The 20086-nt window shown below is 68.7% G+C and carries 17 protein-coding genes and 1 tRNA gene; 8 read left to right on the forward strand and 10 right to left on the reverse strand.

Annotated features, from left to right (window positions below; all coding sequences use genetic code 11):
- Positions 1-55: 55 nt before the first annotated feature.
- Positions 56-1495, reverse strand: a complete 1440-nt coding sequence (gene gndA / locus FNH21_RS00700; protein WP_152811582.1) for an NADP-dependent phosphogluconate dehydrogenase — start codon at positions 1493-1495, stop codon at positions 56-58.
- Between the two features lie 242 nt (positions 1496-1737).
- On the opposite strand from gndA, the gene rlmN reads away from it, so the two are divergent.
- Complete coding sequence (gene rlmN / locus FNH21_RS00705) at positions 1738-2964, forward strand: dual-specificity RNA methyltransferase RlmN (RefSeq protein WP_241742684.1); 1227 nt, start codon at positions 1738-1740, stop codon at positions 2962-2964.
- Between the two features lie 97 nt (positions 2965-3061).
- Positions 3062-3137: transfer RNA gene (locus tag FNH21_RS00710), tRNA-Val, on the forward strand.
- Positions 3138-3235: 98 nt separating this feature from the next.
- On the opposite strand, the gene FNH21_RS00715 is transcribed toward FNH21_RS00710, so the two are convergent.
- The 4 genes from FNH21_RS00715 to FNH21_RS00730 all read right to left on the reverse strand — a co-directional run bounded on the left by FNH21_RS00715 (position 3236) and on the right by FNH21_RS00730 (position 6077).
- Complete coding sequence (locus FNH21_RS00715; protein ID WP_152811586.1) at positions 3236-4081, reverse strand: hypothetical protein; 846 nt, start codon at positions 4079-4081, stop codon at positions 3236-3238.
- A gap of 119 nt (positions 4082-4200) precedes the next feature.
- A complete protein-coding gene (locus FNH21_RS00720) occupies positions 4201-5160 on the reverse strand; it encodes an NAD-dependent protein deacetylase (protein ID WP_152811588.1) in 960 nt (319 codons plus the stop codon).
- Positions 5161-5190: 30 nt separating this feature from the next.
- Complete coding sequence (locus FNH21_RS00725) at positions 5191-5655, reverse strand: redoxin domain-containing protein (protein WP_338403100.1); 465 nt, start codon at positions 5653-5655, stop codon at positions 5191-5193.
- Positions 5656-5657: 2 nt separating this feature from the next.
- Entirely contained in the window at positions 5658-6077 is a 420-nt protein-coding gene (locus FNH21_RS00730) for a DUF3052 family protein (protein ID WP_191931470.1), read from the reverse strand.
- A 348-nt stretch (positions 6078-6425) separates the two neighbouring features.
- Between FNH21_RS00730 and aceE the strand changes: the two genes are divergently transcribed.
- The 6 genes from aceE (at position 6426) to fabF (ending at position 14524) form a co-directional block, all read left to right on the forward strand.
- Complete coding sequence (gene aceE, locus FNH21_RS00735; protein WP_338403101.1) at positions 6426-9179, forward strand: pyruvate dehydrogenase (acetyl-transferring), homodimeric type; 2754 nt, start codon at positions 6426-6428, stop codon at positions 9177-9179.
- A 119-nt stretch (positions 9180-9298) separates the two neighbouring features.
- Positions 9299-10750 carry a PucR family transcriptional regulator gene (locus tag FNH21_RS00740; protein ID WP_241742685.1) on the forward strand — a complete coding sequence of 484 codons (1452 nt, stop codon included), beginning with the start codon at positions 9299-9301 and terminating at the stop codon, positions 10748-10750.
- Between the two features lie 78 nt (positions 10751-10828).
- Positions 10829-11794, forward strand: a complete 966-nt coding sequence (locus tag FNH21_RS00745; protein WP_191931471.1) for an acyltransferase domain-containing protein — start codon at positions 10829-10831, stop codon at positions 11792-11794.
- The gene (locus FNH21_RS00750; RefSeq protein ID WP_191931472.1) at positions 11791-12852 is read left to right on the forward strand and encodes a beta-ketoacyl-ACP synthase 3; all 1062 of its coding nucleotides are present in this window, start codon (positions 11791-11793) and stop codon (positions 12850-12852) included. The genes FNH21_RS00745 and FNH21_RS00750 overlap by 4 nt, the downstream gene beginning before the upstream one ends.
- A 76-nt stretch (positions 12853-12928) precedes the next feature.
- Complete coding sequence (locus tag FNH21_RS00755; protein ID WP_026552001.1) at positions 12929-13174, forward strand: acyl carrier protein; 246 nt, start codon at positions 12929-12931, stop codon at positions 13172-13174.
- A 114-nt stretch (positions 13175-13288) separates the two neighbouring features.
- Positions 13289-14524, forward strand: a complete 1236-nt coding sequence (gene fabF, locus FNH21_RS00760) for a beta-ketoacyl-ACP synthase II (protein WP_152811594.1) — start codon at positions 13289-13291, stop codon at positions 14522-14524.
- A gap of 161 nt (positions 14525-14685) precedes the next feature.
- Here fabF and FNH21_RS00765 read toward each other — a convergent pair whose 3' ends face one another.
- The 5 genes from FNH21_RS00765 to FNH21_RS00785 all read right to left on the reverse strand — a co-directional run bounded on the left by FNH21_RS00765 (position 14686) and on the right by FNH21_RS00785 (position 20075).
- On the reverse strand, positions 14686-15189 hold the full coding sequence (locus FNH21_RS00765) for a DUF3145 domain-containing protein (protein WP_055773336.1): 504 nt from the start codon (positions 15187-15189) through the stop codon (positions 14686-14688).
- Positions 15190-15413: 224 nt separating this feature from the next.
- Positions 15414-16481, reverse strand: coding sequence for a tyrosine recombinase XerC (locus FNH21_RS00770; RefSeq protein ID WP_338403102.1), 1068 nt, complete (start codon positions 16479-16481; stop codon positions 15414-15416).
- A gap of 20 nt (positions 16482-16501) precedes the next feature.
- Positions 16502-17278, reverse strand: a complete 777-nt coding sequence (locus FNH21_RS00775; protein ID WP_152811596.1) for a methylated-DNA--[protein]-cysteine S-methyltransferase — start codon at positions 17276-17278, stop codon at positions 16502-16504.
- A 101-nt stretch (positions 17279-17379) separates the two neighbouring features.
- Positions 17380-18582, reverse strand: coding sequence for a DNA-processing protein DprA (gene dprA / locus FNH21_RS00780; protein ID WP_152811598.1), 1203 nt, complete (start codon positions 18580-18582; stop codon positions 17380-17382).
- Entirely contained in the window at positions 18579-20075 is a 1497-nt protein-coding gene (locus FNH21_RS00785; protein ID WP_152813748.1) for a YifB family Mg chelatase-like AAA ATPase, read from the reverse strand. Before FNH21_RS00785 ends, dprA begins: the two co-directional genes overlap by 4 nt.
- Positions 20076-20086: the final 11 nt, after the last annotated feature.

The raw sequence follows: 20086 nt of genomic DNA on the forward strand, positions 1-20086 counted from the left end.
TCGAACGCAGGGAGACCCCGGACCACGGTCCGGGGTCTCTGCGTTCAGCGTGCCGTCAGTGGGTGTCAACGGCCTCGATCTCGGACTTGTCCTCGCCCCACAGCGTATGGAAGGTGCCCTCGGTGTCCACGCGGTTGTAGGTGTGCGCGCCGAAGAGGTCCCGCAGTCCCTGGGTGAGCGCGGCCGGCAGGCGGGGGCGGCGCAGTCCGTCGTAGTACGCGAGCGACGCCGAGAAGACCGGCACGGGGATGCCGAGCTGGACGGCGGTCGAGACGACGCGGCGCCAGGCGGGGACCGCACCGGCGATGGCCTCGGTGAAGGCCGGTGCGAGCAGCAGGTTCGCCGGACGCTCGTCGGCCACGGCGTAGGCCTTCATGATGTCGTCCAGCAGTTCCGCCCGGATGATGCAGCCCGCGCGCCACAGCGAGGCGATCTCGTCGAGCTTCAGGTCCCAGCCGTACTCCTTCGCGGCCGCCGTGAGCATGTCGATGCCCTGCGCGTAGCTGACGAGCTTGGAGGCGTAGAGGGCGAGCCGCACGTCCTCGACGAAACTCTCGGGGAGCTCCACCGCCGCCTCGTGGCCCTGCAGCATCTCCTGGGCGGGCACCCGCTGGTCCTTCTGCGAGGACAGCGCCCGGGCGAACACCGACTCGGCGATACCCGACGTGGGGCTCCCGAGCTCGAGGGCTGACACGACCGTCCAGCGGCCGGTGCCCTTCTGGCCCGCCGAGTCGACGACGACGTCCACGAAGGGCTTGCCCGTGCGCCCGTCGACGTGGCCGAGGACCTCTGCGGTGATCTCGATCAGGAAGGAGGACAGGGTGCCCGAGTTCCAGTCGGTGAAGATCTTCGCCTGCTCGGCGGGCTCGATGCCCGCACCGGAACGCAGGAGATCGAAGGCCTCGCCGATGACCTGCATGTCGGCGTACTCGATCCCGTTGTGCACCATCTTCACGAAGTGGCCGGCGCCGTCCGTGCCGATCCAGCGGCAGCAGGGCTCCCCGTTGTACTTGGCGGAGATCTTCTCCAGCATCGGGCCCAGGGAGTCGTAGGACTCGCGGGAGCCGCCGGGCATGATCGACGGACCGAGGAGTGCGCCCTCCTCACCGCCCGAGACGCCGACGCCCACGAAGTGCAGGTCCTGCTGCGACAGGGCCGCCTCGCGACGGCGCGTGTCCTCGTAGTGGGAGTTGCCGCCGTCGATCACGATATCGCCGGGCTCCAGGAGCGGCGTGAGCTGGTCGATGACGGAATCCACGGGCTTGCCCGCCTTAACCATGATGAGCACCCGGCGGGGCTTCTCGAGGGAGTCGACGAGCTCCTGCAGTGTCTCGGTCCGGATGAAATCGCCGTCTCCGCCGTGCTTCTCCAGCAGGGTGTCGGTCTTCTCGATGGACCTGTTGTGCAGGGCCACGGTGTACCCGTTGCGGGCCAGGTTCCGGGCCAGGTTCGCTCCCATGACTGCCAGGCCTGTGACGCCGATCTGTGCGCTCAATGTGTTCTCCGTCGTTTGTCAGCTGCATGCATGTGCGCTGCAGGTGCCGGTGCTCGGCGCGTCTCCGCGCGGGCCGTCCGGTCGCTTTCACACTATTACCGTCGCGACGCCTGCCGCTACACCGCCGGCCTGCGGGGACGCTTTGTTTCGTCGGGGAGCGATTCCCGGGACCGCCGGCATGTGTCCCGATCGACAGCTGCTCCGGCTGGGTCGCTGGCGCCATCCATGAAAGAATGATAAGGATGTCCGACGTTACCGTTACCCCCACTGCCCCCGCCCCCGCCACGGCGCGCCCTCAGGTGCGCCCCGAAGTGGAAGGTGCGCAGCCCATCGTGGCGAGCGACGGCCGGCCGCTGCTGCAGTTCAAGTCGCCGCGTGTCAGCCAGCCGCCGGTGCACCTGGCGGATCTCACGCTCACGGAGCGGCAGGACCGCCTGAAGGAGCTGGGGCACCAGGGCTTCCGCGCCAAGCAGCTCTCCACCCACTACTTCTCGCACTACACGACGGATCCCGCCGCGATGAGCGATCTTCCGAAGGCCGGTCGCGAGGACCTGGTGGCAGCGATGTTCCCGCCGCTGCTCACCGAGGTGAAGCGCCTGACGACGGACAACGGCGACACCATCAAGTTCCTCTGGCGCCTGTTCGACGGGGCCCTCGTCGAATCGGTGCTCATGCGGTACCCGGGCCGCGTCACGCTCTGCGTGTCCTCGCAGGCCGGCTGCGGCATGAACTGCCCGTTCTGCGCCACCGGCCAGGCCGGCCTCACCCGCAACATGTCGACGGCGGAGATCGTGGACCAGGTCGTCGCGGCGAACCGGGCCCTCGCCGAAGGTGCGTTGGGTGATCTGCGGACGGACGGCGGGCACGACGCCGACCGCGTCACCAACATCGTGTTCATGGGGATGGGTGAGCCGCTCGCCAACTACAAGCGCGTGATGGCGGCCCTGCACCGCTTCGTCGACGACTCCCCCGAGGGCCTCGGCATGTCCGCACGCAACATCACCGTGTCGACGGTGGGCCTCGTGCCCGCGATCGACAAGCTGGCCGCGGAAAACCTCCCGGTGACCTTCGCGCTGTCCCTGCACGCACCCGACGACGAACTGCGCGACGAGCTGATCCCGGTCAACACGAAGTGGAAGGTCGACGAGGCCCTGGACGCCGCGTACAACTACTACCGGACCACCGGGCGCCGGGTGAGTATCGAGTACGCGCTCATCAAGGACATGAACGACCACGCCTGGCGCGCGGACCTGCTGGCCAAGAAGCTCAACCAGCGCGGGCGCGGCTGGGTGCACGTCAATCCGATCCCGCTCAACCCGACACCGGGATCCATCTGGACGGCTTCGGAGAAGAGCGTCTCCACCGAGTTCATCAACCGCCTCCGTGCTGCCGGCATCCCCACCACGCTGCGGGACACCCGCGGCAAGGAGATCGACGGCGCCTGCGGCCAGCTCGCGGCGGGCGAATAGCGACCTCCTGATTGGCGCGATCACTCGGCGTGCCGGTATAGTCGACCCTCGTGATGCAGCCGGTCCGTCAGGATCGGCCGGCTGCACCAGGTGCCACGGGTCTTTAGCTCAGCTGGTAGAGCGCCACGTTTACACCGTGGATGTCATCGGTTCGATCCCGGTAGGACCCACCACAGGCTGTACAACCAGAAGGAGCCCCGCCACGGCGGGGCTCCTTCTGTCGTCGAGGGGGACGGCCGGGCCGGCCGGCGGGATCAGTATGTGGATGCGGCTATCGCCGGGTCGCGACGACGAGCGCGGCATCGGCCGGAGCAGCGTCGGTGGAGTGTGTCCCGTCGTCGACAGAACCCGCCAGGCCCTCGACCTCCTCGACGATCGGTTCCAGGAGCTCCGGATCGATGCCCGGCGGCGTCGGCTCGTGCCACCCTACGGATCCCTCAGGGACCTCGGCCTCGACGATCGGCTCGAGGAGCTCTGGATCGATACCCGGCGGAGTCGGCTCGTGGAAGGGGACCGATGCCGGCGGGAGGCATGTGTAGGGGTCGGCCGGGTCGGTCCACCAGGCGCCGGCCGCGGTGATGGGGCACTGCGGGTAGGGCGGTGTGGGCAGGTACCCGGGCGGCAGGTCGCCGCCCATTCCGCTGCCGATCCCCGTATCAGGCCGTACCGTCCCGCCGGCGTCAACGAGGACGACTGTCACCTCCACTGCCGGCGGAGCGCCGACGTGGACCTCGGCCCTCTCGACCATCACCGGAACCACCGGGGTGGCAGGAGGACCAGCGGGTGATGCCGGCGTGTCGACCGCGTCGGGAAGGCGAGGCCCGGACAGGACCGCCGCACTGGGGTCGGCGCCTCCCATCCCGATGCTGCGGACTTCGTCGTCGCCCGAAGGAACGGCCGAGGTGGGCACCGACCCGACGCCCGGTTCGTCCGGAGGACCGGACACACCGGCACTGCGTCCCGGGGAGCCGTCGACGACTCCTACGGCCGTCACCTCCCCGACCTCCGCCGGATCATCGCCCCCCGCTCCACTGCGGAGATCGACGGCGAGCGGCACGACGACGACGGCCGCGACAGTGCTGAGAACGATGGCGAGAGACCTGATCGACGAACGCATTTTCCACCCCGGGTGAGAGACCTATGGGTAGACCGTAGGACGCCCGGGGCTGGGCCGGAACAGTAGCCGATACTCGAATCGTTCGGTGACTACTTGCTTCCGGGAGCAGGCAGCACGTGTCAGTCCGGGAGGTCCGGCAATTCGTCGGCGAGATAGGTGAGGGCCTCCGAGACGCCCGCCTCGATCTTCAGCGAGGCGAATTCGTCCCCCCTGGTCCACCCGCGGTTGATGATCACCACGGGCTTTCCCGCCTTGAAGGCGTGCCGCACGAACCTCAGTCCGCTCATCACCGTGAGGGAGGAACCCGCGACCAGCAGGCCCTCGGCGCCGTCCACCAGGGCATACGCCTCCGCGACGCGGTCCTTCGGCACGTTCTCCCCGAAGTAGACGAAGTCCGGCTTGAGCATGCCACCGCACACCGGACACGGTGCCATGACGAAGTCGCCCGTGTCATCGACATCGGCGTCCGCGTCGGGAGCCACGTCGCCCGCATCCGACTCCCGCTCCAGGTAGCCGGGATTCAGGCCCTCGAGGATCTCCGCGATCCGCGATCTCGGGAACGTCGACGAGCACTGCAGGCACACCACGCGGTCGAAGGTCCCGTGCAGGTCGATGACCCTCGTGCTGCCTGCTGCGGAGTGCAGCTTGTCGACGTTCTGCGTGATGAGCCCGGACAGCAGCCCGCGCTGCTCGAGCCGCGCCACGGCCGCGTGGCCGGCATTGGGATCGGCCCGGCGCAGGTGCCGCCAGCCCACGTGGTTCCGGGCCCAGTAGCGCCGCCGCAGCACCTCGTCACCGACGAACTGCTGGTAGGTCATGGGATTGCGGGGAACGGATGTGGGCCCCCGGTAGTCGGGGATGCCCGAGTCGGTGCTCAGGCCCGCTCCGGTGAGGACTGCGAGGCGTCGGCCGGCGAGGAGGGACACCGCGCGCTCCAGCGCTGCGCGTTCCTCCGGCCCCAGCGGTGCCAGGGCTGCGGCCGGGGTCTCGCTCACGAACCCGGTCAGACCGAGCCTCGGGTTGGACTCCGGTCCCGGGAGATCGTCCTGCCGGAGGGGACGATCCTCCGCCGAGCTCATCGTCACGTCCGGGCCGGGCGGGTCACGGCGTCACAGGGCTGCTTCGACCGAGGACAATGCGTGGGCGTAGTCGGCGATCGGGCGTCCCTGTCCGTGGTCGGAGGACACGACGGCGCGGACCGTGCCGGAACCGTCGAGGACATAGCTCACACGATCGGCGTAGCCCTTGGTGTCGTCGAACGCGCCATAGCTCCGCGTGACGGTGCCGTGCGGCCAGAAGTCGGCGAGGAGATCGAAGGAGATGTCGTTGGCGTCCGCGAACGCACGGAGCGTGTACTTGTGGTCGACCGACACGGCGACGAGTGTGACGCCTGCCGCGTCGAACAGCTCCAGGTTGTCGCGCAACTGGCCGAGTTCGTCCGTGCAGACGCGCGAGAACGCGAAGGGGAAGAAGACGACCACGGCGCCGCCCACCAGGGACGAGCTCTCGACGACCTCGCCGAACTGGTTGGCAAGCGTGAAGAAGGGTGTGGCGGAACCGATCTCGAGGGGCACCGCTACTGCTTCCGTCGGCTGACGAGCCGGGTGGCGGACCATTCCCTGGACACGCCAGCCGAGGAGGTCGAGTGGAGGCCGGCAGTAGGGGCCGCCTCCTGGACGTCAGCGGGCGGGACATATCCGGGACGGCCGGACTTCGGCGTGAGGAGCCAGACGACTCCCCCGGCCCCGAGCGAGGTCAGTGCGTCCACCAGGGCATCAACGAGATCGCCGTCGCCGCTCCGCCACCACAGGATCACGCCGTCGACGACGTCCTGGTCGTCCTCCGTGAGCACTTCGGACCCGAGGCCGTCCTCCAGTTCCTCACGGAACTCGAAGTCGACGTCGTCGTCGTAACCGAGCTCCTGAACGAGGTCTCCGTTCTTGAAACCCAACTTGCCTGCCACGTTGACCGCAGTGGCGGCTTCAGCCTCGCTCACTTAGCTCCTCCTGGAAAGACGGGCCTGACGAGCCCTCGTATGGTTGTACATTGCTACCAGCCAACACCTTTATACGCCAAGCATCAAGCCGGAGGGCGCTTTTGGCCGCCGTCGTCCGCGGGCACGCGGGGGCCGGCCCCCGGACGTGGCGTGCGCAAGCCCTCGGCGTAATCTGCCCGGCGACCCCCATCCCGCTACGCACGGACCGTACGGCGGCGATAGAGTGAACCGATATATGGCCACGGTGCTCACACCGTCCGGCCGAGCATGCATCTCTGCGCGGGCCAACGAGCCGTGCGCAGGCATAAAACGACACAGACAGAATCTGTGGAAGTGGAGAGATATCGCGTGGCTGTAGAACAAGGTACGGCGGATATTCTGAGCGGTCTGACCGTCGGCAAGCCCGACGGGGATCCCGAGGAGACCGCTGAGTGGATCGAATCCCTCGACCAGCTGATCCGCACCCAGGGCACCGAGCGCGCGCAGTACATCATGCGTTCGCTCCTCCAGCGTGCCGGTGCGCAGTCCGTGGGCGTGCCCATGGTCACGACGACGGACTACGTCAACACGATCCCCGCGGACCAGGAACCCGAGTTCCCGGGTGACGAGGAGATCGAGCGGAAGTTCCGCGCATGGCTGCGCTGGAACGCAGCCGTCATGGTGCACCGTGCCCAGCGCCCCGAGATCGGGGTCGGCGGCCACATCTCCACCTACGCCGGCGCCGCGACCCTGTACGAGGTGGGCTTCAACCACTTCTTCAAGGGCAAGGACCACCCGAGCGGCGGGGACCAGATCTTCTTCCAGGGCCACGCCTCCCCCGGCATGTACGCCCGCGCCTACCTCGAGGGACGGCTCACCGAGGAGGACCTCGACGGCTTCCGCCAGGAGAAGTCCAAGGAGGGCCATGCGCTGTCCTCCTACCCGCACCCGCGCCTCATGCCGGAGTTCTGGGAGTTCCCCACGGTCTCCATGGGCATCGGCCCCATGAACGCCATCTACCAGGCGCAGTCGAACCGCTATCTCCACAACCGCGGGCTGAAGGACACCTCCGACCAGCAGGTCTGGGCCTTCCTCGGGGACGGTGAGATGGACGAGCCGGAATCGCGTGGGCTGCTGCAGCTCGCCGCCAACGAGAACCTGGATAACCTGAACTTCGTCATCAACTGCAACCTGCAGCGCCTCGACGGACCCGTCCGCGGCAACGGCAAGATCATGCAGGAGCTCGAGGCGTTCTTCCGCGGCGCGGGCTGGAACGTCATCAAGGTGGTCTGGGGCAGGGAGTGGGACTCGCTGCTCTCCAAGGACGACGACGGCGCCCTGGTCGACATCATGAACCAGACGCCCGACGGCGACTACCAGACGTACAAGGCCGAGTCCGGCGGATTCGTCCGCGACCACTTCTTCGGCAAGTCCCCCGAGACCAAGGCCATGGTGGAGGACCTGACCGACGCCGAAATCTGGAACCTCAAGCGCGGCGGGCACGACTACCGCAAGGTCTACGCGGCGTACAAGGCCGCGACGGAGTTCAAGGGCAAGCCGACCGTCATCCTCGCGAAGACCGTCAAGGGCTACGGCCTGGGCTCGCACTTCGAGGGACGCAACGCGACCCACCAGATGAAGAAGCTGACCAACGCCGACCTCAAGGCGTTCCGCGACCACCTCCGCATCCCGGTCACCGACGAGCAGATCGACGACGACCTCTACAACGCCCCGTACTACCACCCGGGCGCCGATGCTCCCGAGATCAAGTACCTCCTCGAGCGTCGCCGTGAGCTCGGCGGCTTCATCCCCGAGCGCCGCACCAAGCACGCCGACATCGTCCTGCCGGGCGACAAGGCGTACGAGATGGCCAAGCGCGGTTCCGGCAAGCAGATGGCCGCGACCACCATGGCGTTCGTGCGCATCCTCAAGGACCTGATGCGGGACAAGGAGTTCGGCAAGCGGATCGCGCCGATCATCCCCGACGAGGCGCGCACCTTCGGCATGGATTCGTTCTTCCCGACCGCGAAGATCTACAACCCCAAGGGCCAGAACTACCTGTCCGTGGACCGTGACCTGGTCCTCGCGTACAAGGAGTCGATCGAGGGGCAGATCCTGCACGCGGGTATCAACGAGGCAGGATCGATGGCCGCCTTCACCGCGGCCGGCACGGCATACGCCACACAGGGCCAGCCGCTCATCCCCATCTACGTCTTCTACTCGATGTTCGGCTTCCAGCGCACGGGCGACTCCATCTGGGCCGCAGCCGACCAGATGGCCCGCGGCTTCATCATCGGAGCCACGGCCGGCCGCACCACGCTGACCGGCGAGGGCCTCCAGCATGCGGACGGTCATTCACCTATCCTCGCGTCGACGAATCCGGCCGTCGTCACCTACGACCCCGCCTTCGGCTACGAGATCGGGCACATCGTCCGTGACGGCCTGAACCGGATGTACGGCGACATCGGCGACAAGCCGGAGTCCTTCCGCAACGTCATGTACTACATCACCGTGTACAACGAGCCGTTCGTGCAGCCGGCCGAGCCGGAGGAACTGGATGTCGAGGGCCTGCTCAAGGGCATCTACCTGCTGAAGCCCGCCAAGGTCGACGGCCCCCGCACGCAGCTGCTGGCCTCCGGCGTCGCCGTGCCGTGGGCGCTCGAGGCGCAGAAGATACTCGCGAAGGACTGGGGTGTCTCCGCCGACGTCTGGTCGGTCACGTCCTGGAACGAGCTCCGCCGCGACGGCCTCGATGCCGAGGAGGACGCCTTCCTCAACCCTGGCGCCGAAGCCCGTAAGCCGTTCGTGACGCAGCAGCTCGAGGGGGCGACGGGTCCGATCGTCGCGGTCTCGGACTTCATGAAGGCGGTTCCCGACCAAATCCGCCAGTTCCTGCCGAACGAGTTCGCGACGCTCGGCGCCGACGGCTTCGGCTTCTCGGACACCCGCGCAGCGGCACGCCGGTTCTTCAAGATCGACAGCCACTCCGTCGTCGTCCGCGCCCTGGAGATGCTCGCCCGCCGCGGCGAGGTCGACGCGAACGCGCCGAGGGAGGCCATCGAGAAGTACAGCCTTCTCGACGTGAACGCCGGGACCACGGGCAACGCAGGCGGCGACGCCTGATCCACCCACCGAGCCGACGGGCGACGGCGGGACGCAGCGTTGGCTGCTTCCCGCCGTCGCCTTTTTTGTAGCCTTCTCACAAATGGGGCCCGGCGTCGTCCAGACCGTATGCTCGAAGCATGCGGCAGCCCGACCATGTCCCCGCCACCTCCTCCGGCACCAGGCCCGGTGCCTCCGGTGCCTCCGGTGCCTCCGGTGCCTCCGGTGCCTCCGGTGCCTCCGGTGCCTCCGGTGCCTCCGGTGCCTCCGGTGCCTCCGGTGCCTCCGGTGCCTCCGGTGCCTCCGGTGCCTCCGGTGCGACGAACGCGGGAGCCGCGCCTCCCGATCCCGCCACCGTCGAGAAGCTGCGCGCCACCATCGGTTCCCTCTCGACGGCGACGCTCAAGCAACTCGACACGGATCTGCCGTGGTACCGGGGACTCCGCCCTGATGAGCGTTCCGCGCTCGGGATGGTCGCGCAGAAAGGCATCGCGTCCTTCGTCAACTGGTACCAGAAGCCCGTCTCCCCCGCCTGGGTGCTCAGCGATGTCTTCGGGACGGCACCCACCGAACTCACCCGCTCCATCAGTCTGCAGAAGGCCCTCCAGCTCATCCGCGTGGTGGTGCAGGTCGTCGAGGACCACGTCCCGTTCCTCGCGCCCGTGGCCGACCAGGCCCCGCTCCGAGAAGCCGTGCTCAGGTACTCCAGAGAGGTCGCCTTCGCCGCGGCGGACGTCTATGCACGCGCCGCCGAGACCCGTGGCTCCTGGGACACGCGCCTGGAGGCCCTCGTGGTCGACGCGATCCTGCGCGGGGAGAGCTCGGACGCACTGCGCTCACGGATCGCCGCGGTGGGCTGGACCTCCCAGGCGCCGATCACCGTCATGGTCGGCAGCGCCCCAGCCGAACCCAACGCCGGCTTCCTCAACGAACTGCGCAGGATCACGGGGCGTCTCGCCGAGGACGTCCTCGTCGGGATCCAGGGCGAACGGCTGATCCTCGTCCTGGGCGGCGTCCGGGACGCGGACAAGGCCTATCCCAGGATCAGTGAACTCTTCGGCGACGGTGCCGTTGTCTTCGGGCCGGAAGCGGAGTCGCTCGTCGCGGCGAGCACGTCCGCGCAAGCCGCATTCGCGGGGCTCACCGCTGCCCGCGCGTGGCCCTCCGCCCCCCGGCCCGTGTCCTCGGAGGACCTGTGGCCGGAGCGGGTCATCTCCGGCGACGACACCGCGCGCCGTGCCCTCGTCCGCAGCATCTACCGCCCCCTCCTCGCAGCCTCCAACGGTCTCGAGCAGACGCTGTCCGCGTACCTCACCCTGGGACACTCCCTCGAAGCGACATCGAGGTCCCTCTTCGTCCATGCCAACACCGTGCGGTACCGCCTCCGACGCGTCTGCGACGTCACGGGGTGGGACCCGCTCATCCCGCGGGAGGCCTACGTCCTGCAGACCGCACTCGTGGTGGGGCGGCTGGCCGCGGCCACGGCGCCTGCCGGCCCCGGCTCCGCCGCGGCCGGGGCGACCGCCCGGACCTCCCGCCCGGGCATCGGCGACAAAGGCGTTGCAGCCGCGGGGAGAGCCGCAGCCTTGTAGACTTCCTACAACGGGACACAGCCAGCTTGGTTCTGCCGAACACCCGATATTGCCCCTCCCCTTTGGAAAGCTGGAAGAGTGCTTGCAATCGCCTGCCCCGGACAGGGCTCACAGACTCCCGGCTTCCTCGCCCCCTGGCTCGAGCTCCCCGGAGTCCGCGATCACCTCGAGCAGCTGAGCGACCGCGCAGGCACCGACCTCGTCCGCCATGGCACCACCTCCGACGAGGAGACCATCAAGGACACCGCCGTTGCGCAGCCGCTCATCGTCGCCGCCGGACTCGTCACGGCCCGCCTGCTCCTGACCGGTCACACGATGACCGCAGCGACGGTCGTCGCCGGTCACTCCGTCGGTGAACTCACCGCCTCGGGTATCGCCGGGGCCCTGACGGAGGACGACGCCGTCGCGTTCGTCCGCGTGCGGGCGAACGCGATGGCCGGAGCGGCAGCAGCCACGCCCACCGGCATGAGTGCGGTGCTCGGCGGCGATCCCGAGGAGGTCGCCGCGCGGCTCGCCGATCTCGGCCTCACGGCGGCGAACGCCAACGGCGGAGGACAGGTGGTGGCGGCGGGCACCCTGGAACAGCTGGCCGGCCTCGCCGAGAACCCACCCTCGAAAGCCCGCGTGATCGCCCTCAAGGTCGCCGGCGCCTTCCACACCGCGCACATGGCTCCGGCGGTGACGGCGCTGGAAGAGCTCCGGCCCACGCTCACACCGGCCGATCCGACCGCGACCCTCATGTCCAACTACGACGGGAAGCCCATCGCCACCGGCCAGGGCAACCTCGACAGCCTGATCGCGCAGGTCTCCCGCCCTGTGCGCTGGGATCTGTGCATGGGATCGATGCAGGCCATGGGGGTCACGGGGATGGTCGAGCTCTCTCCCGCGGGCACACTGACCGGCCTGGCCAGGCGCGGAATGCGCGGTACGGCCACTCTCGCCGTAAAATCCCCTGAGGACCTGGACGCCGCGCGCAGCTTCATCGAGGAACACTCGCGGACCACGGACCCGGTCACCGCACCCATCTCCGAAGGACCTCAGTGAGCATCAGCGCCATCAAGCAAGCACCCCTGCGTGAGCACACGCGCATCCTCGGCGTCGGCGCCTACCGGCCCGAGATCATCGTCACCAACGAGGACGTCTGCCAGTGGATCGACTCGTCCGACGAGTGGATCCGCCAGCGTACCGGCATCGTCACCCGGCACCGGGCACCGCGCGACGTCAGCGTCATCGACATGGCCGAGGCAGCAGCACGGGAAGCCCTCGTCGCCGCCGGGATCGAGGCGTCGCAGCTCGGCGCCGTCCTCGTGTCCACCGTCACCCACCCGCACGCGACACCCTCCGCGGCCGCGCAACTCACCGATCGCCTGGGAGCCACCCCCGCACCGGCTTTCGACATCTCGGCGGCATGCGCCGGTTACTGCTACGGCATCGCCCAGGCTGACGCGCTGGTGCACGCCGGGACGGCCGAGTACGTGCTCGTCGTGGGTGTCGAGAAGCTCTCGGACTTCATCGACAACTCCGACCGCACCATTTCCTTCCTCCTCGGTGACGGCGCCGGCGCCGTGATCGTGGGTCCCGCTGATTCGGCCGGGATCGGCCCCTCGGTCTGGGGATCCGACGGCAGCAAGCACCAGGCGATCCGCATGACGCGGTCGCTGCTCGACACGCGGGACTTCTCGCTCGGGACCGTCTCCACCAAGGGCGAGGCCGAACAGGACGCCGACGCCGCACGTGAGAGTCTCTGGCCCACCATGCGCCAGGACGGGCCGACCGTCTTCCGCTGGGCCGTCTGGGAGATGGCGAAGGTGGCGCAGCGCGCGCTCGACGCCGCAGGAGTGACTGCGGACGACCTGGCCGTCTTCCTGCCGCATCAGGCCAACATCCGTATCATCGATGAGATGGTGAAGCAGCTGAAGCTCCCCGACCACGTGTACGTGGCGCGGGACATCGTGGATGCAGGCAACACCTCGGCAGCGTCCATCCCCCTGGCCATGCACCGCACGCTCAAGGAACAGCCTGAACTCAGCGGCACGCTCGCGCTGCAGATCGGGTTCGGGGCCGGCCTCGTCTTCGGGGCGCAGGTCGTGGTTCTTCCCTAGTTTTCAAGCCCAGACCGTGACAGCGCGGTTTGACCATCCCCGCCGGTGTACCGGCAGCAACAGAAAAGGAGCCACCATGGCTAGCAACGAAGAAATCCTGGCCGGTCTGGCCGAGATCGTCAACGAGGAGACCGGCCTCGCGCCCGAGTCCGTCGAGATGGACAAGTCCTTCACCGACGACCTCGACATCGACTCCATCTCGATGATGACGATCGTCGTCAACGCCGAGGAGAAGTTCGGTGTGCGGATCCCCGACGAAGAGGTCAAGAACCTGAAGACCGTCGGCGACGCCGTCACCTTCATCTCCGGCGCTCAGGCCTAGTCCTGCAGCTCCCGGCGCTACGGCCGCTCCCGGTGTCACCTGCCGGGGGCGGCCGTCTCCGTCATCCCTGCGCCCGATTCCACCGGCGCACGCCCTAGCTTCGAAAGAGTGACCATGCCACGCAAAGTCGTCATCACCGGACTCGGTGCAACCACCCCGATCGGCGGGGACGTCCCCACCATGTGGGCCAACTCCCTCAAGGGAGTATCGGGCGCCCGGACCATCGAAGCCGACTGGGTGCAGCAGTACGAACTGCCGGTCACCTTCGCCGCGCAGATCACGGTGCCGGCGTCGGAGGTGCTGTCCCGCGTGGAGGCCAAGCGCATGGACCCGTCCACGCAGTTCGCCGTCGTCGCCTCCCGCGAAGCCTGGCGGGACTCCGGGATCGAGGACATCGACAAGGACCGTCTCGCGGTCGCCTTCGCAACGGGCATCGGCGGCGTCTGGACCCTCCTCGACGCCTGGGACACCCTTCGCGAGAAGGGACCGCGGCGCGTCCTGCCCATGACGGTACCGATGCTCATGCCGAACGGCCCCGCAGCAGCGGTGAGCCTTGACCTGGGAGCCCGCGCCGGCGCCCACACTCCCGTCTCCGCCTGCGCCTCGGGGACCGAAGCCCTGCATCAGGGACTCGAACTCATCAGGTCCGGCAAGGCCGACGTCGTCGTCTGCGGCGGTGCGGAGGCCGCGATCCACCCGATGCCGATCGCTGCCTTCGCATCCATGCATGCGCTGTCCAGGCGGAACGACGATCCCGAGTCGGCCTCCAGGCCCTATGACACGAACCGCGACGGCTTCGTCATGGGCGAGGGCGCCGGGGCGATCGTCCTCGAGGCCGAGGAGCACGCCCGCGCCCGTGGTGCCCGTGTCTACGCCGAGCTGGCCGGGACGTCCGTCACCGCCGACGCCTACCACATCACCGCCCCTGATCCCGAGGGCCTCGGGGCCACGCGGGCGCTCAAGGCGGCGCTGTTCGACGCGCGAGCGCAGGCCGAGGACGTGGTGCACGTCAACGCGCACGCGACCTCCACGCCGGTCGGCGACAAGCCGGAGTACACGGCGTTGAAAGCTGCTCTCGGCTCCCACCTCGACCAGGTCGCGGTCTCTGCGACCAAGTCGCAGACGGGTCACCTGCTCGGGGCCTCCGGTGCCGTCGAAGCCGTCATGACGGTCCTCGCCCTGCACGAACGCAAGATGCCGATCACGATCAACCTGGACAACCAGGATCCGGAGATCCCCCTCGACGTCGTCACCGCCCCGCGCGACCTGCCGTCCGGCGACATCGTCGCACTGAGCAACTCCTTCGGTTTCGGCGGGCACAATGCCGTGATCGTCCTCCGCAGCGTCTGACAGCTGCTACGCGAGAAGGCGCCGCCCCGGAGGGGGCGGCGCCTTCGTCGTTCCGCCGCGGGCCCGACGCTATGGACGAGGGGACGCGGGCGGTGATCACACACTGCGGAGTACTGGGATCACGCTGCGCGGGTGGGCGCAGACGGACGGCGTGCGGTGGCTCAGCCGACCTGGTGCAACCAGCGTACGGGTGCGCCCTCGGCTGCATGGCGGAAGGGCTCGAGCTCCTCGTCCCAGGACTCGCCGAGGGCGAGGGACAACTCGTGGTACACCGCCGCGGGATCGCCTGCCCCGGCCTCGTAGGCGTACCGGATGCGGTCCTCGGTCACCATGATGTTTCCGTGGACGTCCGTCGTGGCATGGAAGATCCCGAGCTCTGGAGTGTGAGACCACCGCCCGCCGTCGGCGCCGGCGCTCTGCTCCTCGGTCACCTCGTAGCGGAGATGCGCCCAGCCGCGGAGAGCGGATGCGAGCTGCGCACCGGCTCCCTGGGGGCCGACCCAGGACAGCTCTGCCCGGAGCATTCCGGGCGCGGCAGGCTGAGCTGTCCACTCCATGTCGATGCGCTTGTCCAGCACCGAGCCGATGGCCCATTCGACATGAGGGCACAGCGCAGTAGGGGCTGAGTGCACGTACAGGACACCGCGCGCCATCACAACAGACATTCCATCCTCCATAGCTGTAGGTACGTCTTCCCCAACGACCTGCACTGGCTGATGAAACTGCGAACGAGCGTGCTGCTACCTTACGAGACCCACCCGCACCGGAGTGCAGGCTCTGTGTTGCCACTGCTCATTGTGCCCGACGAATCTAAATTTCGCCACTGTAACTACCGCGGTGCTATTCCGGTGGTAGCGCCGCGCCGGAGTTGGGCCACACTCCCTCTGCATCAGGCGCGCGGGTGCGCCTGCTCATAACTTCGCCGGAGCCGATCGACCGACACGTGGGTGTAGAGCTGCGTGGTGGCGAGGCTGGAGTGGCCGAGCAGCTCCTGCACGGCACGGAGGTCGGCTCCGCCGTCGAGCAGGTGGGTCGCCGCGGTGTGCCTCAGGGCGTGGGGGCCTCGTGCTGCCGTGTCACCGAGCGCATCGAGGGCCTCCTTCACCTGGGTTCGGACCGTCCGCTGGTCGATCCGCCCTCCCCGCCTGCCGAGGAACAGGGCAGGTCCGCTCCTCGGGGTGGACCATCGAGGACGGCCGTGGCGCAGCCACGCCTCGATGGCGTCGCCGGCAGGCTCGCCGTACGGGACGGTCCTCTGCTTGTCACCCTTGCCGGTGACGACGAGCGTGCGGCGCCCCGTGTCCACGTCATCGATGTCGATCCCGACCAGCTCGCCGACGCGGACCCCCGTGGCGTACAGCACCTCGAGGATGGCGCGGCGCTGCAGGAGACCGGCATCGGTACCGGCGTCCGAGACCGGCCCCTCGAACAGGGTCTGTGCCTGAGTGTGACTGAGCACCGCGGGCAACGCGCTGCTGCGCTTGGGCGCACGGAGCCGCAGAGCCGGATTGGCCGGGACCAGTTCTTCACGCACCGCCCAGTCCATGAGGGTCCGGACGGATGCCGCACGACGAGCGAGGGTCGAGCGAGCCAACCCTGCATCGTCGAGCACGCCGAGCCAGCTCCGGAAGTGGCGGAGCTCGAGCTGTCCGAGGCTCGTGACGCCGGCCTTCTGCGCATGCATGAGAAAGAGGCGGGCATCCTTCAGGTACGCCCGGATCGTGTGAACGGACCGGTTGCGCTCGAGCGTCAGGTAGTCCTCGAACGCCCGCAGCGCGGCGGTGAAGGCGAACTGATGCGCGGCGTCGCCCGAAGCCTCGACGGCAGCTCGGTGCCCCGCAGTGTCGTCCGCGACTGCGCCGGCCACGACTGTGCCGGCCACGACCGCGCTCGTCGACATTGCGCGGTCCGCGACGGCATCGGCCACGCGTCTCCCGTTCATGTCACCTCTGTCCACGTCACCAGTATCTCCTCGGATCAAGGTTCCGCCTGGAAGGAGCGCCCTGCCGTCCACCAGGCACCCCCGCAGGACTGCACCTCTCCGGATTCGGCCGGCGCAGTCGCACGGAGGGGATTCCTTGGATGAACGGCCGTTTCGTGCTCCAGGAGCGCTGTCTTCACGCCGATGCCTGCTGCGTAGCCCACGACGGCGCCCGTACTGGCGACGATGCGGTGTCCGGGCACGATGATGGACACGGGATTGGCTCTCACCGCGGCTCCGACGGCCCTGCCCATGCTCGCATTGCCCAGCTGCTCGGCGATGTCGCGATAGCTGCGACGTTCGCCGAAGGGGATGTCCCTCAGGGCGGCCCACACCGAGCACTGGAACGCGGTGCCCTGCAGGACGACGGTGACGTCGAACCGTCGCCGGCTTCCTGCAAAGTACTCCCGAAGCTCACCGGCCGTCCGCACCAGGAGTCGACGTGACGTGTCCGGAGCCTCGACGACGCTCTCCCCCGCTGCTGCGATCGGACGGATCCGCTCGCCGCCTGCGTCATCGCCCGTCCTCGGAGCCGCATGAGGCATCACGTGCCCGCGCGGCACACCTGCTGGTGGGTCGGACGGCACGGACACCGGGTGTCCGAGGACCTCCGCGGTGGGAGGCGGCACGTGCTCTCCGTGGTAGAGACCGATGACAGCTTCACTGTCGACCACGATGCGCAGCGTGCCGACGGGACTGTCGACGTCGCAGTACCAGCGAACGTCCCGTGGCCCCGCACGTTTCCGCGGACCGGTGGACTGGACTTCGGACATCAGGATCTCCTTCAGGTACGTTCATGCGTCTGTCTGCAGGTTCATACGATCTACGCCTGGTTTCCGCTCACCACCGCCGCCGAGACAGCGGTACGGACGGATCAGGCCTTCAGTCGGCGCCATCCCTCCGGCGTCCTCATGGCGAGCCCTGCGAGTTCGAGCCGACCGAGTCCGCCCATCACCTCCCGCGCGGACAGCCCGGCCACGACGGCTAGCTTGTCGACCGTCGTCGAGGCCCGAACCGGAAGACCGTCCAGGACCAGCAGATCGGGGATGGCGAGCCCGTCCTGCTCCTTGGCGGGCGTCGCCGCCTCACGAGCACGATCCCCCGTCGGAAAGGTGCCGAGGGGCCCTGCGAGCTCGGCGACGTCCGCCGCATCGGTCACGCAGACTGCCGTACCGTCCCTCAGCAGCCGGTGGCAACCCGCCGAATTGGCCGAGTGCACCGATCCTGGCACTGCCCCGACAGGGCGTCCGAGACCGGCCGCATGATGGGCTGTGTTCAGGGCGCCGGACCTCCAGCGGGCTTCGACGACGACGGTCACCCCGCTCAGCGCAGCGATCAGCCTGTTGCGTTGCAGGAACCGCCACCTCGTCGGCGAGCTCCCCGGAGGTACCTCCGAGATGAGCAGTCCCCGTTCTGCGATGACACGCAGAAGCTCCTCATTCCCTGCTGGATAGTAGCGGTCGATGCCGCAGGCGAGGACGGCGACGGTCGGCGGAAGCCCGCCATCCTCCCCCGAGGCGAGAGCGGCGCGGTGAGCCTGGGCATCGATTCCGTAGGCACCACCGGACACCACCGAGTACCCGCGGGTGCTGAGACCGGCGGCGAGGTCCGCCGTCACGGACGCTCCGTAGGAGGTGCTGTCCCTCGATCCGACGACGGCCGCGAGCCGGCTGCGGTCGGGGATCTCAGGCCGACCACGCACCCACAGGCACAGAGGAGCAGCCGACTGCAGATCCTCCAGCGCGCCGGGCCACTCCCTCGAGTCCGGGGTCACCAGACGACCACCGAGGCGCGAGAGGGTCGCCAGGTCGCGTTCAGGCGCGAGGTCGGCGACGCGAGGCGCCCACCGGTCCAACCCCTCCTGCAGATGGTCGCGGCTCCCGTGATCCGTCAGGTCCAGGAGGTCGTAGAGCTCCGCACGGATTGCACGCCCGGCCGTGAGCTCCCTCCGGGCGATCCGCAGGGCATCGACAGCACCCACCACAGCGGCCAGCCCGAGCCCGACAGTATCGGACGGCTCGAACAGTCTCGACAGGGCAGCCCGCGCCTGATCCGCGGCGGAAACGGGCGTGCTCATGCTGCACGCTCCTGAAGGCGGAACCCGAGGGCGGTGACGACGTCGTCCGCATCCGGGCTCCCACGGCCACTGAGGTCGCAGATGGTCCATGCCACCCGCAGCACACGATCCCAGCCACGCGCACTGACGAGGCTACGATCGAGTGCCCTGTCCAGCGGCGCCGTCACCCTGCGCGAAAGCGCGAGCTCACCGCGCAGGATGCGGCCCTGCACCTCCGAGTTCGTCGCATAGCTCCATCTGCCCAGCCGCGCGCGCTGGGCAGCGCGTGCCTCTGCGACCCGAGCCGCCACCACGGACGAGGCCTCGGACGACGCCCCGTCCGCATAGTCGGCGAGACTCACGCGCTGCACGACCAGCTGCAGGTCGACACGATCGAGGAGTGGTCCGGACAACCGGTTGAAGTACCGGCGTCGCTGCTGCGCCGTACACATGCAGTCGATCCCCTTCCCGTTGGCCAGTCCGCACGGGCAGGGGTTCAGGGCGAGCACCAATTGGAATCGGGCGGGGTAGGAGGCAGTGCCGGAGGCGCGATGGAGGACGAGGCGACCGCTCTCGAGGGGCTCCCTGAGCGCTTCGAGCACGCGGCGCTCGTACTCCGGCGCCTCATCGAGGAAGAGGATGCCGCGGTGGGCTCTGGACGCCGCGCCCGGCCTGGGGATGCCGCTCCCGCCTCCGATGATCGACGCCGGCGTCGCCGTGTGGTGCGGGCTCTCGAAGGGCGGCTTCCGGACCAGCTCCGCACAGAGCCGCTCACCGCTCAGGCTGTGGATGGCTGTCACCTCCATCGCGTGGTCGTCCTCGAGATCGGGCAGGATGCCCGGCAACCGCTCGGCGAGCATCGTCTTGCCCGCGCCGGGCGGACCCATCATCAGGAGGTGGTGCGCTCCCGCCGCGGCGATCTCCAGGGCGAACCGGGCCTCCACCTGTCCGGCGATGTCGGACAGGTCTTTCGGGGGCACGGGCTGCGTGGCGGGAACGGCCACCAGGGCCCGTGGCACTGCTTCGGCGGGGTCCTCGACCTCGACGTCCGCGCCGAAGCCCGCGGCCACTGCCCTGAGGGTGTGGAAGGACCTGACCTCCGCTGTTGGGACGAGAGCCGCCTCGGCCTCGTTCTCCGCCGCGACCACGATGCTCCGGTAGCCGGCGTCGACGGCGGCCATCACCGCAGGCAGCGTCCCGCGCACAGGACGAAGCTGTCCATCGAGCCCCAGTTCCGCGATGAAGACGGTGGTGCCACAGCCCCGCACGTCTCCTGCTGCAGCGAGTGCAGCCATGACGATCGCCAGATCGAAGGACGATCCCCGCTTCGGCAGCGACGCCGGGATGAGGTTGACGGTGATCTTGCGCCTGCTGAGGGGGACACCGGCGTTGCGGGCTGCCGCCCGGATGCGATCCTTCGCCTCGTTCAGGGACGCATCGGGAAGTCCGAGGAGCACGAACGCCGGAAGAGTCTGCCCGATGTCCGCCTCGACCTCGACGATGTGCCCGTTCATCCCGACCAGGG

Source organism: Arthrobacter bussei (assembly GCF_009377195.2).
Classification (GTDB): Bacteria; Actinomycetota; Actinomycetes; order Actinomycetales; family Micrococcaceae; genus Arthrobacter_D; species Arthrobacter_D bussei.